Source organism: Chroococcidiopsis cubana SAG 39.79, assembly GCF_003991895.1.
GTDB lineage: Bacteria > Cyanobacteriota > Cyanobacteriia > Cyanobacteriales > Chroococcidiopsidaceae > Chroococcidiopsis > Chroococcidiopsis thermalis.
Genome location: NZ_RSCK01000030.1, coordinates 42,144 through 56,978 on the forward strand (window position 1 = coordinate 42,144; position 14,835 = coordinate 56,978).

Sequence of the window (14,835 nt, forward strand, 5' to 3'; positions counted from 1 at the left end):
TCCCCCAACCCCCTTAAAAAGGGGGCTTTGAGTTCCCCTTTTTAGAAGGAGGGAACTAGGGGGGATCGAGATCTCAGATTTCAAGTGCGTAACTCCTGTTCTTGTAGAGACGATATATCAAAAATAACTTTTAAAAATACCGTTCTAATTTTAGCGATTCACCTGGGGCGAGTTGTTTGACTTCTTCAGTAAAATTCCATTCAGGCTGCAACTGACCGATTTGAAAAGTTCGACTCATCACAACATAAATTGAAGTGCGATCGCAGCCAATATCAGCAGCTATAACATTTTCCCAATTCTGAGCTTTTAGTTCGTCAATTATCTGTAATTTACCATTCTCCCAAAACAGTTGACGTTGAAACCAGAATGGTGCGTCTTTCTTGCCAACAATCAAAACTTTTTGTAATAACTTCCGAATTAAATTAGAAAAAAATCGTCCGAAGCCCAGCATAACTATGCGTAATATCATTAAGTTAGCTGGTGTCATTTGTTTTTGCTTCGCCCATCCCAACTGTCCTTGAATTGTAATTTTGTTTTGTTCTAGAGCGATCGCATAATTTCCTACTAAATGTCCAACTGCATTCTTAATTTTTTTACCTTCTTTAACCAAAAGTGAAAACTGCGTATCTGAAGCTATCAACTGGTTGTTACGAAATAGTTTAAACGTACCTCCCTTATTAAGTGCCAAATACAATTCATAATTATCTCCCTTGTCCCCCTTGTCCCCCTTGTCCCCCTTGTCTCCCTTGTCTCCCTTGTCCCCCTTGTCCCCCTTGTCTCCCTTGTCTCCCTTGTCCCCCTTGTCCCCCTTGTCTTCAGATGTACCTTGATATCGGTCTATCAAAATCTTCGCCTCCGGTAGCCAAATTCTACCTGTAGGACGAGATTGAGATAAAGGACGTTGAGGAACAAAATCGCGCCAAGCCAACAAGTAATTCCAAGTATGATGTCCGATAATATGGTCGTCACTATAACAAGGTGCTAAACCGTTCGCTAATCCAACTAAAAAAGCATCATTAATTCTTAAAGCATCTGGGAACCATTGCCCAACTAATTCAAAACCATGAGGGAAGTAATTGTATGTATTGCGACTAGTATATTCTCCCCCATATGAACCATCAGGATGGACAAATTGAGCAGCTAATTCAATCGCTTTGATTAATGCCTCTTTGATGCGAATATCGGGTTTAAGTTGATAAATTCGCGCTAAACAAGAAATAGTTAAAGTATGATAACCAGGATCGCAACCTTCATATTCTTGAAACCAGCCTTCGCTACTTTGCCAAGCTAAAACTCGTTCTAAGCGCTGAACTTTTGCTCGATCCCACTGAAAGGTTTGTAATAAGTTTGAAAGTAATTCAAAACAAAAAACAATCAAGGCTTGGTGATTGGTAAGTCTACCACTTTCATGATGTTTTGCCAACCAATTAGCACGTTTAGTAAAAAATTGCAGAGCGATAGGATTATTGAGTTTTAATAGAGTGTAGCTATCTATACAGGCAAGTAGAGAAAAAGCCGCTGCACCAGCAGCTCGTTCGTAGGGAAAATAATCGTCACAGGAACCATCTTTATGAGCGCTACGAGCAGCATATAAAATTCCTGCTTCCACCCACTGAGGAACGATCCTTTGGCGATAAAAAGGGTTATTTGGTAAATCCGTATCGTATGCTAAAGCGAGAGGTAATACAAATTCTTGCGCCATCCCGCTCGGAAAATCGATAATTTTGTAATGCCAGAAATTGCGATCGCAACATCCATAAGTAGGGCTGTGAACATTACGATCCATTAGGGTTAGAATTTTAGGAATTTGCGCGATCGCTTCTTTAGCAAACAGGTTTTTATTTGACACTGGTAATTGGTAATTGGTAATTGGTAATTGGTAGTTTGTTCTCCCTTGTCCCCCTTGTCCCCTCAGCTCTCTTTCTCCCTGCTCCCTTCAATATCCGCCCGTCGTAGTCGTAATTGAATTTCTTCTAATACTTTGCGGTTGACTGCTAAGAGATCGGCAACTAAGCCAAAAAGCCACAATTGAACGCCAGTAATAATTAAAATTGCTGCTAAAATCAAGCTAGGGATACGAGTACGAGTTGTGCCATCAAGAAAAAATATTAGCCATCGAATTCCCAGCAATGTACCCAAACTAAAAGGAATGCTGCCTAAAATTGTGAAGAATTTTAGGGGCTGATATGTCATGAAAATGCGTAAAATTGTAAAGAGCGATCGCTGAATGTAAGTTGGAATGTTTTTCACTAAACGCGAAGGTCTGAGATATTTATTCGTTCTAATCGGAACGGCAGTAATCGGAATACCTTTTTGTCCAGCTTGAATGATCGTTTCTAGCGTATAAGTATATTCGTTAAATACATTTAATTGCATTGCTGCTTCTCGACTAATTGCCCGAAAACCACTGGGTGCGTCGGGAATGTCCGTGTTGCTGGCAAGGCGTACCACCCAACTTCCTAATTTTTGTAAAACTTTTTTAGTTGGGGAAAAGTGTTTAATTTTATAAATTGGTCGCGTGCCAATGACAATTTCTGCTCTACCTAATAAAATGGGGGCAATTAATTTAGGAATATCATCAGCACAATATTGATTATCTGCATCAGTATTAACAATAATATCTGCTCCTGCGATTAGACAAGCTTCTATCCCTGCCATAAATGCTTTTGCAAGTCCTTGATTGTGGTTCAATCTGACTATGCGATCGACCCCAAACTCTTTAGCAACTGCAAGTGTTTTATCCGTACTGCCATCATCAATTACTAACCATTCTACACAGCTAATCCCAGGTATTTCCCGCGGCAAAGCTGAGAGAGTAGTTCCCAAAGTTTCTGCTTCGTTATAACAAGGAATTTGAATAATTAGCTTGGTCATACGGTGATATATACAGAATTCATAAGCTTTTTAGTTATTTGTCATTTGTTATTCGTGAGTGGCTGGTGGAACCAGTGGCTAGTGGCTAGATTTTTTTCTGGTCAACAACTCCACTAAACACTAGTCACTTTCTTAAAATATTAAATTAAAACGTAACAATTACCCCTTCGCGATCGCCTGTATATTCGTAGGTTCTAAGTTTACCTTCAGCCAGTTGCGGTTGAATAACTTCTTTAATAATGGTAAAAGCACAACTATTATTACCAGTATCAATCTGCAACTTATTACTGAGAAACTGATACTTTATATCGTTCATATAGTTGGCGCAAATTATTTTTACCTGCTTATTACTGCTGACTAAATTTTGAATATCTTCTATTTTCTTTTCATATTCTTCTGGTGGTTCTGGTGGTTCGGCAGGTCTGCTAGGATTTCTAGGAGTGCGTCGTGGAAGTTCAAAAGAAGAATTGTTGTCTGAGTTAGGAGAGGTAGATTGCGCCGCCACAATTGTAGGCAATGCCAGAAAAGCGATCGCGGCGATCGAGCTAAGAATTAAACGCATAATTAAATTTACAGTTTATGAGAGTAACAGGTAAGTCGTAGGTCGGAATTGACTGATAACTGATAACTATGTACAGACGTTACATGTAACGTCTCTACACTGACAACTGTTCACTGCTGACTAACGAAACGGTATCCCATACCTCGGACGGTTTCAATCAGGTGAGAACTGATTTTTTTGCGTAAATAGCCAACATAAACATCAACAATATTAGAACCAGGATCGTAGTCATAACCCCAAACAGCACTGAGGAGTTGCTCGCGGCTGAGGACTTGATTGGGATGCCGCAGAAATGTTTCGATCAACGTAAATTCTTTTGCAGAAAGTTCAATCGAGCGATCGCCAATTCTAACTTGTCGCAGCCGCAAATCTAGGACAAGATTACCTGCTTTGAGTTCCGCAATCTCCTTCGTAACGCTCTGAGTTTTGTCGCGTAACCGTAAACGCACCCGCGCCAGCAATTCTTCAAACCGAAATGGCTTGGTCATATAGTCATCAGCGCCTCCCTCTAGTCCCGCTACTTTATCATTCACATCGTCGCGAGCAGTGAGAATGACGATCGGTAAATATTCTCCTTGACCGCGCAATGTTGATAATATCGTCCAACCGTCTTGTCGCGGTAGCCCTATATCGAGAATCATGAGGTCAAAATCTTTGCTATTGGCTACAAGTAAAGCTTCATCGCCATCCCGAACTACTGAGACTGTGTAGCCATTGGCTTTTAGTCCTTTTTCAATAAAAGCACTAATCCGGGGTTCATCTTCGACGATTAAAATTCTACTCATGAGATGATATCTCTGATGTGGGTTCGATAGGAAGTACGATGGTAAAAGTAGAGCCGCGATGAGGACGACTACTTAGTTCAATTTTGCCACCGTGAGCTTGAGCGATCGCCCGCACGATTGCCAAGCCTAAGCCAGCACCTTCAGAACGTCTTTGACTTTTGGTAGTGCGAGCAAAGCGTTCAAAAATTCTTTGTTGGTCTGCCAGAGAAATACCTTCGCCCGTATCGCGCACCCATAACCGTACCCAATTGTGTCTCTGCATACAGCCTAAAGCGATCGTATCTCCCGTTGTCGTGTGTTGGGTGGCATTCTGAGCCAAGTTTATCATTGCTTGGGTGAGACGCTGACGGTCGTCAATAATTGCCCCTGGACTATGGCGATCGATCTGCCAGTGACGATCCGTTGATAGGGCGATCGCCTTAGAGTAAATTTCTGCTACCAAGGTAGTCAGATCTAATCTTTCCAGCTTTAAAAAGTTTGGTTGCTCCGCCTTAGCGAGGAGTAACAGATCGTCAATAAAACGACTCATGCGATCTAATTCGTCTGTCACCAAGGCTACAGTTTCCTCTCGTTCTTGGGGATCGTCGCCCATAAGTTCTAAGTGACCGCGGATGATAGTAATTGGCGTTCGCAGTTCGTGACTGGCATCGTTAATGAAGTTGCGTTGGCTGCTGAAAGCAGCTTGGAGGCGATCGAGCATTTCATTAAATGTCGTTGCGAGTTCGGCAACTTCATCCGACCCTTTGACAGGAATGCGGCGAGTGAGGTCAGATTCGCGAATCGAGCGTGCAGTTTCCGTGAGTAAATGTAGAGGAGTCAGCGTTCTACCTGCCACTAACCAAGCAAGGATAGCTGCCCCAATGATGACAAAAATTTTGACTTGAATAATCACTGCCATTGCTTCATTCACTTCTTGGCGTTCCCCTGCTGTCAGTTGAGCGACCACAAAGACTCCGTGAGTTTCATCTCTGATAATAGGGGCAGCGCGATAGAGAATCGTACCTACAGCAGTCTCTCTGGCTCCCTGTTCGGGCTGAGTCAATTTACCAAAATATTGAATTAGCTCTGAATTCTGTTTTAGTGGCTCGGGTAGCGCTCTAGGGCTGGAGCGATCGATTTCACCCTCGATGATGGCAATCAAAAACTCATCGTCATCAGGAATGTTGCGGTTGAGAAAAACTTTAAATAAAGCTTTAAGGTTATGTTGAAAAGGTTTTCCCGTGTTGGGGTCTTTGCCATTAGCTAAAACTCGAAACTCCTTGACTTCCTGTAGCAAAGAGGTTGCATGTCTTGCCTCTAGGCGCGCCAGTAAGACTTGCCGGATGACCAAGGTGGAAAGAAACGCACTACAAGTTAATAGCAAGACATACCAAATTAAAATGCTGGTACGCAAGCTATAAAAGATCCGCCGCCATTGTTGAGTTTTATCGAAACGATTTGGTGGTGACACTTCTGTTTTTGATGGCTCAAATCGATTGCAGAATTTTTGACCTCGATCGCTGACTTCCCACGTTTGTTGTTTTTGATGCAACTATCTCTGGTTGAGTTCCATAAGACTGACCTTAAGGATGCACCATTTATACTGTGTTGTCTGTTTTAATTTATGTAAAGAGTGTAAAACGATCCTTATTATTCTTTGCAATTAGTGATGGTTCCGGTAGCAAGGCAATTTTTCTCTCAAGAGATCGATCGCTCTGATGAGCAGATCGATCTAGCCAAAGCAGCTCTGTACATTGCTCAGGAGGAATATCAAGACCTCGATCCAGCAGAATATCTCAACGCTCTAGATACGATGGCAGAAGAATTACTAGAGCGGCTACCTATTCAGAGGTATCCCTTACGTGTCATTCACACTATTAATCAATACTTATATGAAGACTTAGGATTTAAAGGAAATGTTAATGAATATCACGATCCGCGTAATAGCTTCTTAAACGATGCGATCGAGCGACGGACGGGAATCCCGATTACACTATCGCTAATCTACCTAGAGTTAGCTAAGCGAATTGACTTTCCGATGGTTGGAGTGGGAATGCCAGGGCATTTCCTGATTCGTCCTGACATACCGGAAATGGAAATTTTTGTCGATGCCTTCAATCGCGGTGAAGTACTGTTTCCCCAAGACTGTCAAGCAAAATTGAGCCAAATTTACGGACAGCCTGTAGCATTACGAGCGGAATTTTTGCGATCGGTGACTCATCGGCAATTCTTAGCACGGATGCTGACAAATTTGAAGTATATTTATTTACAACAGCAGGATTTAGAAAAAGCACTGGGAACAGTAGAAAAGATTTTGCTATTGTTTCCAGATATCCCAGGTGAAACACGCGATCGCGGTTTAATTAACTACCAGTTGGGACATTGGTTTTCAGCCATTTCCGACTTTGAATCCTATCTTGCCCAAGCCCCCCATGCAGAAGATGCTCCAGTAATTCGCAAGTTGTTGAGTCAACTGGGAAGAGGATAGGGTTGGAATTCGGAATTCGGAATTCGGAATTCGGACAAGGGAGAAGAGGAAGCAATTCTGGTTCCGCTAGCGACTCACTCCCACTACTCCCTACTCACTTCCTCTGCAACCTGCTTGAGGCGCTGGAGTTGAGTTTTCATGTCTGCTTGCGTCCAGGGGGCGGCGAAGGTGTGGAAACCCCAGCTAACGATGGGATTGGGAATCTCAAATTCAAAGCGGTTAAGCAGGCGCGTTCCTTGGGGTAAAGGCTGACACTCCCAGCGATCGCTACCCCGAAAAAAACCCTCAAACCCCCAGACAATTAACCCGGGAGCGCGATCGAGCGTGACGCATTCTAAAGTTGGTTTGACTAAGGGAACTTGAATAAGAAAACGGCTGCGGCTACCTATTTCCGTACTCCACTCGCCTACAGGTTCGCAACGCAGGGCTGGGTTCAACCACCGATGCATTAGATGCAAGTCGGTAATGCAACGCTCGACAGCCGTTGCACTAGCAGCAATCTCAATTGATTGTTCAAATATTTGTGTCATTTGTTCAGTTATCAGTTGTCAGGGTATGGGTAATGGGTAGTTGGTAGTTGGTAGTTGGTAGTTGGTAATTGGGTGGTGAGTGGTGCGTTCAGAACTAGGGTGTGGGGTGTATGTAGTGAGTGGTGCGCTCAGGCTTGGCTTGCGACTGCGAAAGAGCGACTTGCGAAAGAGCGACTTGCGAAAGAGCGACTTGTGAATTACTCTCTGCTCCCTTATCTCCCATTTATCAGAAAATTTAATCATAATCTTTACGAGCAAACTGATTTGATTTCGCATCTATCACAATGATGAAAATCTGAAAACTCACTAATCCGGGGATTCTTCTGGCATAACTACTCACTAAGGTAGATGTGGAATGAGAAACTGAGGAATCACTCTGTATAAGAACTCTATATTTCTCCTCACTAGCTAATTTGCTGACAAAGTACAAAAATACAAGGGAGTTGTAGCAGAATTCCCAGTTCTGCTACCAAAAAGAGCGATGACTGGTATTCTCTCCTCATGAAATTTACAGTTAACTCGGAAAATTATGAATGCAATTTGGCACGGGATAACCCACTCGACTAACTGGGATAGACCGCTGCAAGCGTCTTGGCAACATTTGGCGCAAGCAGCACCACCAGTACAGCAGGGACAACAGGCTGTTGAGCGAAGTGTGGATTACGTACAAAATATTTGGGGTAGCTTGTTAGCGTTTATTCCTAACTTGCTGGGAGCAGTCTTGATTCTGGCGCTTGGTTTGATCGTGGCTGCGATCGCTAAAGCTATAGTCAAAGGCATCCTCAATCGCACGGATATTGACAATCGCATTGCAGCAAGTATTACTGGTCGTTCGGATAGCCGCGACTTACCCAGAGTCGAAGAACTGATTGCCAACCTAGTCTATTGGATTGTGATTCTCTTCACCGTAGTAGCGGTGCTAAACGCACTCCAACTAGAGGTCGTATCTCGTCCTTTGGGTGGCTTTCTCAATACTGTACTGAGCTTCATTCCTCGAATACTAGGAGCGCTGATCTTTCTGGGTGTAGCTTGGGCGATTGCGACGATCGTGAAGTTGATTACAGTCCGAGGACTACGCGCTGCTAGGCTGGACGAGCGTTTAGACCAGCGACCGCAAGGAGTAACCCGACCACCAAACCAAGTATCGCTGAGCGATACGATTGGTAATGCCTTGTACTGGTTTATATTTTTGCTGTTTTTAATTCCTATCCTCGATACTCTTGGTTTGCAGCAAGCATTACAACCAATAGAGGGTTTGGTGAGCGAGATTCTCTCAGCGTTGCCAAATATTTTGGTAGCAGTCATTATTGCTGCTGCTGGTTGGTTGTTGGCTACTGTAGTGCGTCGGATCGTCACTAATTTGCTGATCTCAACTGGAATTGACCAAGCAGGATCGCGCTTTGGACTGCGAACCACGGCAGGAGGGCAATCTTTATCGGGAATTATTGGCACGATTGTCTACGTCCTCATTTTGATTCCAGTAGCGATCGCGGCACTACAACAACTGCGCATTGATGCGATCTCGACTCCAGCGATCGCCATGTTGCAACAGATCCTCAATGCTTTACCACTAATTTTTACAGCAGCATTAATTCTCATCCTGGCTTACTTCCTGGGACGATTCGTCGGAGATCTGGTGACGAATATTCTCACAAGTATTGGCTTCAACAATATCTTCTCCGTATTGGGACTACCTACTCTCAGACGCAGAAGCGCCGCGCCAAGCCCCACCTATGAGGAACCAGGAGCAATTCCACCACCACCATCGACGGGGCAGCCAACAGTCATTCAAAGGGAACCAACACCTACAATCTCCGCTCGTACACCAGCTGAAATTGTTGGCATTATCGTATTTGTGGGAATTATGCTGTTCGCTACGGTGACGGCAGTTAATATTTTGGGTATTCCCGCATTAACTACCCTTGTAAGCGGTATTATCGTCATTTTTGGGCGAATTTTAGCAGGATTGGTAGTATTCGCCATTGATTATTTCTGGCAAACTTGGCTTACAACATCATCACCAGTTCGGGCGATCGCCAAGCCCAGATTTTAGGACAGATAGCCCGCATAGCAATTATTGCCCTCGTCTCAGCAATGGCGCTGCAACAGATTGGATTGCCCAAGATATCGTAAATTTAGCATTCGGATTGCTATTTGGCGCGATCGCTGTTGCTTCTGCGATCGCCTTCGGTTTGGGTGGTCGGGAAATAGCCGGACAACAAGTACGGGAAATTCTCGAATCCTTCAAGCAGCAGCGGAATTTACCTCCGCGTGGGTGAAGGAGTGGGGAGAATTTGGAATTTGGAATTCGGAATTCGGAATTAATGCGTGAATTTTGAATTTTGATTTGCTCCCTCAGCTCCCTCAGCTCTCTTTTCTCGCCCCTAATTTCGCGACCAACTCATCTTTAATCCGATTCAGAATCGAAGTTTGGTCGAGGGAGGACAAAATGCGAGTAATGACCGCTTTTGGTCCTTCTGGTCCCCAAGTTGCGCCGTTAGCGAGGTATGCTTTTGTCACTTGTCCGATGCTGTAAGCAGAAACACCCGCCACACCTGCTTGGGTAATAGCAACAGAAAGGTAGGGAGCCAGAGTAATGCCCCCGGTAGCGGGGGTAGCTATACCAAGTAGGCTTTTCAGGGAACTCAAACCCAAATTGGCTAGCAATTGGCTGGCACTAATTCCGCCCAAACTCAGGGCGATTTTTTGTAGCAATTGCAAGGCTCCCGTCTGTGACATCGGGATGTCATATAACTTAGCTAAAGACAGGATGAGGATCGCATCGATCGCAGCTCCACTGAGCAGATCGACCATCATTATTGGGTTGAGGGCGATCGCTACGGCTTTGGTCATGGTTGCCCGCCAAATTAGGCGATCGGCACTGCTGGCACGAATTTCGAGTTTACGCTTGACAATTTGCTCGTTCACGTTGTCGGCATAAAGCATTGTATTGAGGGCAACTAAAGCTTTGCCTTCCCGATGTAAAATTTCGAGAATTTTTAACTTTAATTCCTCAACTTGCGGCTGTCCCTGGCTGAGTTGCACGCTTCTGGTTCCATCAGGACGCACGATCGCTTTTTTGGTCAAAGGAGAAGCCGCCGCCATGACAATTTCATCGGGAGAGAGTAATTCTTTGACTCGTTCGTCGCGAATTTTTTGATAGATCGCTATCCGGTCGGCTTGGGGATATTGGTCGATTTTATTAAATACCAACAGGATCGGCTTGCCAACGTCTCGCAGTTGGGAAAGAGCCTTGTGTTCTACTTGCGTCATATCTCCGGCGATCGCAAATAAAATCAGATCGGCACGATTGGCAATTTGCGCGGCGAGAGCAGCGCGAGTTTCTCCATCAACCTCATCTAAGCCAGGGGTGTCAATCAACTCTACTTGAGAATCGCCGCTACTAGGCAAGGTAAATTTAACGTAGCGATCGCCCGCACCAATAGTTTCTTCTGTAACTTCCCACTGTGCTTTTTGAGTGCTGCGAGTCACGCCATGCAGTGGACCCGTTTCAAAGACTTGCTGCCCTAACAAAGCATTAAGTAGAGATGATTTTCCCCTACCTACCATACCGAAGACAGCAATTTGCACCACCCTCTGCTCTAGATTTTCCAGCATCGTCTCTAACTGGGCGATCTCCGTTTCTAATCCCTCTCGTTCTTGTGGTTTGAGGTCGAGACGAGTGACTAAGTTATGAAGAGTATCTTTTGCCTGTTTGTAGTTAATTTCTGCCTGAATATCATCAAAGCCCCAAATTGCCTTATCTAATTCATCGGCTAATTCCGTCTCTTCTAAAGGCTCGTGCATAGATGGAAATAATCTCAGTTTTCAGTGACTAGTGACTAGTGACTAGTGAAGACGAAAACTAGGAATCTAGCCGCCAGCCACCAGCCACTAACCACTCAAGACTCACTTTCTTTCGTTAGAAAGATCGCTTTCGCCTCTTCGATCCTATAAGTTGGTTTTGGTATTGTGGGAAGTAAGTCATTCGGAAAGCATTTCATAACGGTAGTATCATTGTGAGTCGTAAACGATTACCAGAAACTGTTGCCCACGTTCGGATTACACGACAATCTTGGCAGCACGGTTTGCTAGAGGGAGAAGTGTGCGCTGGTAATTTTGAGTGGCAATTCCAGTGGCGATTTCACCGAGGCGAGTTATCTGTTAAACCTTCGCAAGGAAGGGCATTGATTCAAGAACCTCTTGGTCGCTTTTTAGAGCAACGGGATTATCAGCTAGAACCAGGCGGAGATTACGCATTTAAAATTCGGGCAGAAATTTAACGATTGGTAATTGGTAGTTGGTAGTTGGTAGTTGTTGGTTAGTAGTTTTTAGTTGCTGTTCCTGAAGCTCCCATTACCCATTACCAGCATCTAAATATCTTTCAATGAGCAATATTGCTACGATATCGTCGATCGCCCGTGGGGGTTGACGCATTCCCTGCGGGATGAGGCGAGAAAGACCAGTTGGAGGATACATCTGCCAGTAGCGATCGCGTGCTTCTAAAGTCGTGTTACGTTCGTCTACCATGACTATTGTTAGCGGTTCTAGTTGTGCTTGACTAATTTTTTGCTGCCACTGTTTGGATGTGGTTCGATCGCCCATAACCAATAGGGAGATGGGATATTGTTGGCGTAACGCTTGAATAGTGGCGATCGCTTCTGTAGCTGGTACAACTTGATGGTAGGACAAATTACCATCCAGCCCCATCACTGCCACACCGCATTTATCTCGACCAGGATCGAAGCCTAATATCACAGTTGAGTCCATCCCCATACCTACTCCCCACTCTCTGCTTCCTGGTTCTCTGCTCCTCTGCTCCCTGCTCCCTGCTCCTCTGCTCCTCTGCTCCCTGCTCCCTGCTCCCCGCTCCCTGCTCCCTGCTCAGTCGGCTGCGGTAAACTTTGTTGAGTACTAAATATCACCTGTCCGTTTTGGGTTGCCAGTAGCTCCACAGCTATAGGTCCAGCAGTGTAAATATTCTGAGCGGCGATCGCTTTCAATTCTAGCGGGCGATCGTAGCTCTGGAGTTGCTCGAAAAAGCGAATTAGGGTTTGGATACGATTGTCGGCAATCAGGAGATTCTCATCTAATACTCCGGCACGTTGAGCGCTAAATTTAGCAGCTTCTAACAACAAATCTATCCGCTGTCTCACTTCTCTAGTTGTCATTACTGCTGGGTTCGCTTCGATCCTAGATAAGACTTCTCCAGGTTTAAAGACTTGTTGATTCAGTGCCACATCAGCAAAAACTTGCACGGAACTTTCCCCTACTACATAATTATTTGCAGCAAGAATGCGGACAAGATAATCTTGCCCATCGTCAATTTGCTTGATGAGCTGTTCGACTTGTTTTTCCGAAATTTTGACAACCCTTTGGGAAATTTTTTCTACTCCAGGTTGAGTTTGATTCATCGCATTACGGTTAGCTTCGCGCAGAATTTCTTCGATAGCTTGACGAGCGGCTGAAGGACGAACGATGCGCACTACCCGCGCCGCTAGTACTTGACCCCTGACTAATGCCAGATTCCCTTGGCGCAGCAGTTGTAAGTTCCTTGCTAAAGCAATTGCTTCTTTTTCCAAATCTTTCAGCAAAGCTTCTCTTTGGGCAATACTTAGGTCTCGCCGCTGAATTTCTGCGTCTAATTTGGCAATTTCTCGGTCTTGCTGGTTAATTCTTGTTTTGAGTTGGTTTCGTTGGGCAACTAATGCTTGCAGTTCTTTCTGGTTCTGTTGAATTTCTTGACGCAGCTTGCGTGCTTGCCCAGTCACCGTATTCAGTTGCGCTTGAGCTTGCTGATATTGCGAGGAGATTTGCTTAAGTTGACTGCGAGTCCGGTTGAGTTGAGCTTGGGTTTGTACTTGTTTAGTTAACGCTGCCCGTAAAGATTGATTAATTTCTTTCAACCGCTTTTGGGCTAGTGCTTGCTGTCTTTGAGCTTCTATCTGCTGAGCTTTCTGTTCTTCCCTGGCTTGAGTCAGTTCTTGCTCGACTTGAGTTTTGGCTTTGGTAGTTGTTTCTAATTGCTGGCGAGTTTCGGTTAAATCTTGTCGCCTTAATTCCAGCAATCGTTGTACCCTACCAATCTCAAAGATCCCATCTCGCAACCTCTTGTCAAAAGCTAGCAAAACCCCCAAAGTGGAAAAAGAAATCACCATCCCAGTCAAGATGGTAATCAAAGTAGCTGTGTTGCGGGGGCGCAGTTTAAATAAACTCAGCCGCGCTTTGCCTACTTTCGTGCCGATGCGATCGCCCACCGTCGCGATTACACCCCCCAAAATAATAATTGCTGCAATCCAGATGAATCCGGTGGACATTTCTTGTTGCGATTTACGTCATCCAGATACAGCCTATCCTAATAATGAAGGAGTAGGGAGTCAGTTATCAGTGACCAGTGACCAGTGACCAGTGACCAGTTAGTTATTTTATCTCCTCTGCCCACCTGCACACCTGCACACCTGCTTCCTTGTCCCCCTTGTCCCCCTTGTCCCCTTGTCCCCCTTGTCTCCCTTGTCCCCCTTGTCCCCCTTGTCCCCCTTGTCTCTCCCTTGTCCCCCTTGTCCCCCTTGTCTCCCTTGTCTCTCTAGCCACCAGCCACCAGCCACTAACCACTAAGTAAACTGCTGACTCAATATGACGGGGTTGTGAACGGTGATTTTCTTTTTGTGGATGGAGATCATGTTTTTATCGCGCAAGTCTCCTAGCAAGCGGGTGACGGTAACGCGGGTAGAACCAATAGCTTCTGCGATCGCCTGATGGGAAAGCTTGAGATCGACCGTGATCCCATCTGGACTGGGAAGACCGAAATCGCGGCACAGAATTAATAAGAAACTGACCAAGCGCGAACCCATATCGCGGTGAGCCAGGGTTTCAATCATCATTTCTGTCTGCAAGATCCGCGAAGATAAGCCCCGCAGCATTAACATTGACAGATCGGGATTTTCTTTCAGCGCTTGCTCGACTTGCTCGATTGGTGCTGAGAGTAACTCCACTGGTGTAAAAGCTACTGCATGATAAAAGCGATCGCTACGATTGCCTGTCAGCAGCGACAGCACGCCGAATACGCTATTTTCTCGCAATAGTGCAACGGTGATCTCTTCTCCTGCTTCATATACTCTAGACAACTTCACCGCGCCTTTGAGTAAGAAATAGACCCGTTCTGCCGGATCGCCAGGAAAAAATATTGTTTTGCCCCGTTCAAATACTTCTACGACTGGTGGAAACGAACCTGCTCCTACCTGCCGAAATACCTGTGCTAGCGGTCTATCTTGCGTCACGACCATATTCCTTGCCCAACCAGATGTCCGTAAAGACTACACCAGATAACATCATCATTAAACAGATCGAGTCAAAATCCAGAAGATCTGCTCTTTATGCATCTAAATCAGAATCTTCCAGTTTTTTTGTATTCAAAGCTACAAAAGCTTGAATAGACCGCAAATAACTCGATTCCAAAGCAAAAATGGCAAAGTATTGTATCCTCTAATCTCAATTACTTAGCATGAAAACTACTTGCCAATATATCTTAAGTGAGAATAAGGCATTTTACTTAAATTCTAGCTAATTGATTTGAAAAAGTTGTGAGTAGTGAGTGACTAAGTGGCTAGTGGCTAGTGG

At 44.8% G+C, this 14,835-nt stretch carries 14 protein-coding genes and 1 pseudogene; 3 read left to right on the forward strand and 12 right to left on the reverse strand.

Annotation, left to right across the window (positions count from 1 at the left end; translation table 11 throughout):
• Positions 1 to 130: 130 nt before the first annotated feature.
• The 5 genes from DSM107010_RS18250 to DSM107010_RS18270 form a co-directional block, all read right to left on the reverse strand.
• Positions 131 to 1,786: a hypothetical protein gene (locus tag DSM107010_RS18250; RefSeq protein WP_127023586.1), complete on the reverse strand. Its 1,656-nt coding sequence runs from the start codon at positions 1,784 to 1,786 to the stop codon at positions 131 to 133.
• Positions 1,787 to 1,911: 125 nt separating this feature from the next.
• Entirely contained in the window at positions 1,912 to 2,874 is a 963-nt protein-coding gene (locus DSM107010_RS18255; protein ID WP_106168204.1) for a glycosyltransferase family 2 protein, read from the reverse strand.
• A gap of 145 nt (positions 2,875 to 3,019) precedes the next feature.
• Complete coding sequence (locus DSM107010_RS18260; RefSeq protein WP_106168203.1) at positions 3,020 to 3,436, reverse strand: hypothetical protein; 417 nt, start codon at positions 3,434 to 3,436, stop codon at positions 3,020 to 3,022.
• 110 nt (positions 3,437 to 3,546) lie between these two features.
• A complete protein-coding gene (locus DSM107010_RS18265) occupies positions 3,547 to 4,221 on the reverse strand; it encodes a response regulator transcription factor (RefSeq protein WP_015152661.1) in 675 nt (224 codons plus the stop codon).
• Entirely contained in the window at positions 4,214 to 5,671 is a 1,458-nt protein-coding gene (locus DSM107010_RS18270) for a sensor histidine kinase (RefSeq protein ID WP_127023589.1), read from the reverse strand. The genes DSM107010_RS18265 and DSM107010_RS18270 overlap by 8 nt, the downstream gene beginning before the upstream one ends.
• A 198-nt stretch (positions 5,672 to 5,869) precedes the next feature.
• On the opposite strand from DSM107010_RS18270, the gene DSM107010_RS18275 reads away from it, so the two are divergent.
• Positions 5,870 to 6,688, forward strand: coding sequence for a SirB1 family protein (locus DSM107010_RS18275; protein ID WP_015152659.1), 819 nt, complete (start codon positions 5,870 to 5,872; stop codon positions 6,686 to 6,688).
• A gap of 83 nt (positions 6,689 to 6,771) precedes the next feature.
• On the opposite strand, the gene DSM107010_RS18280 is transcribed toward DSM107010_RS18275, so the two are convergent.
• Positions 6,772 to 7,218, reverse strand: a complete 447-nt coding sequence (locus tag DSM107010_RS18280) for an SRPBCC family protein (RefSeq protein ID WP_106168202.1) — start codon at positions 7,216 to 7,218, stop codon at positions 6,772 to 6,774.
• Positions 7,219 to 7,236: 18 nt separating this feature from the next.
• A complete protein-coding gene (locus DSM107010_RS18285; protein ID WP_127023575.1) occupies positions 7,237 to 7,461 on the reverse strand; it encodes a hypothetical protein in 225 nt (74 codons plus the stop codon).
• Between the two features lie 286 nt (positions 7,462 to 7,747).
• On the opposite strand from DSM107010_RS18285, the pseudogene DSM107010_RS18290 reads away from it, so the two are divergent.
• Positions 7,748 to 9,497 (forward strand): annotated as a pseudogene (locus tag DSM107010_RS18290) (mechanosensitive ion channel).
• Between the two features lie 85 nt (positions 9,498 to 9,582).
• Here the strand turns inward: DSM107010_RS18290 and DSM107010_RS18295 are convergent.
• The gene (locus tag DSM107010_RS18295; protein ID WP_106168200.1) at positions 9,583 to 11,025 is read right to left on the reverse strand and encodes a GTP-binding protein; all 1,443 of its coding nucleotides are present in this window, start codon (positions 11,023 to 11,025) and stop codon (positions 9,583 to 9,585) included.
• A 212-nt stretch (positions 11,026 to 11,237) separates the two neighbouring features.
• On the opposite strand from DSM107010_RS18295, the gene DSM107010_RS18300 reads away from it, so the two are divergent.
• The gene (locus DSM107010_RS18300; RefSeq protein ID WP_015152654.1) at positions 11,238 to 11,501 is read left to right on the forward strand and encodes a DUF3146 family protein; all 264 of its coding nucleotides are present in this window, start codon (positions 11,238 to 11,240) and stop codon (positions 11,499 to 11,501) included.
• Positions 11,502 to 11,574: 73 nt separating this feature from the next.
• On the opposite strand, the gene DSM107010_RS18305 is transcribed toward DSM107010_RS18300, so the two are convergent.
• The 4 genes from DSM107010_RS18305 to ntcA form a co-directional block, all read right to left on the reverse strand.
• The gene (locus tag DSM107010_RS18305; protein ID WP_015152653.1) at positions 11,575 to 11,994 is read right to left on the reverse strand and encodes a pre-16S rRNA-processing nuclease YqgF; all 420 of its coding nucleotides are present in this window, start codon (positions 11,992 to 11,994) and stop codon (positions 11,575 to 11,577) included.
• A 2-nt stretch (positions 11,995 to 11,996) separates the two neighbouring features.
• Positions 11,997 to 13,535 (reverse strand): DUF3084 domain-containing protein, encoded by a 1,539-nt coding sequence (locus DSM107010_RS18310; RefSeq protein ID WP_015152652.1) that lies wholly within the window; start codon positions 13,533 to 13,535, stop codon positions 11,997 to 11,999.
• 103 nt (positions 13,536 to 13,638) lie between these two features.
• On the reverse strand, positions 13,639 to 13,830 hold the full coding sequence (locus DSM107010_RS39760) for a hypothetical protein (RefSeq protein WP_199755615.1): 192 nt from the start codon (positions 13,828 to 13,830) through the stop codon (positions 13,639 to 13,641).
• Positions 13,830 to 14,501, reverse strand: a complete 672-nt coding sequence (gene ntcA / locus DSM107010_RS18315; protein ID WP_015152650.1) for a global nitrogen regulator NtcA — start codon at positions 14,499 to 14,501, stop codon at positions 13,830 to 13,832. The genes DSM107010_RS39760 and ntcA overlap by 1 nt, the downstream gene beginning before the upstream one ends.
• Positions 14,502 to 14,835: the final 334 nt, after the last annotated feature.

Bases quoted from the DNA above. Each gene is read 5' to 3' on its own strand.
- DSM107010_RS18280 (WP_106168202.1), bottom strand. From the start codon at position 7,218: ATGACACAAATATTTGAACAATCAATTGAGATTGCTGCTAGTGCAACG.
- DSM107010_RS18305 (WP_015152653.1), bottom strand. From the start codon at position 11,994: ATGGGGATGGACTCAACTGTGATATTAGGCTTCGATCCTGGTCGAGAT.
- DSM107010_RS18275 (WP_015152659.1), top strand. From the start codon at position 5,870: ATGGTTCCGGTAGCAAGGCAATTTTTCTCTCAAGAGATCGATCGCTCT.
- DSM107010_RS18250 (WP_127023586.1), bottom strand. From the start codon at position 1,786: ATGGATCGTAATGTTCACAGCCCTACTTATGGATGTTGCGATCGCAAT.
- DSM107010_RS18260 (WP_106168203.1), bottom strand. From the start codon at position 3,436: ATGCGTTTAATTCTTAGCTCGATCGCCGCGATCGCTTTTCTGGCATTG.
- DSM107010_RS18295 (WP_106168200.1), bottom strand. From the start codon at position 11,025: ATGCACGAGCCTTTAGAAGAGACGGAATTAGCCGATGAATTAGATAAG.
- DSM107010_RS18310 (WP_015152652.1), bottom strand. From the start codon at position 13,535: ATGTCCACCGGATTCATCTGGATTGCAGCAATTATTATTTTGGGGGGT.
- DSM107010_RS18255 (WP_106168204.1), bottom strand. From the start codon at position 2,874: ATGACCAAGCTAATTATTCAAATTCCTTGTTATAACGAAGCAGAAACT.
- DSM107010_RS18285 (WP_127023575.1), bottom strand. From the start codon at position 7,461: ATGATTAAATTTTCTGATAAATGGGAGATAAGGGAGCAGAGAGTAATT.
- DSM107010_RS18265 (WP_015152661.1), bottom strand. From the start codon at position 4,221: ATGAGTAGAATTTTAATCGTCGAAGATGAACCCCGGATTAGTGCTTTT.
- ntcA (WP_015152650.1), bottom strand. From the start codon at position 14,501: ATGGTCGTGACGCAAGATAGACCGCTAGCACAGGTATTTCGGCAGGTA.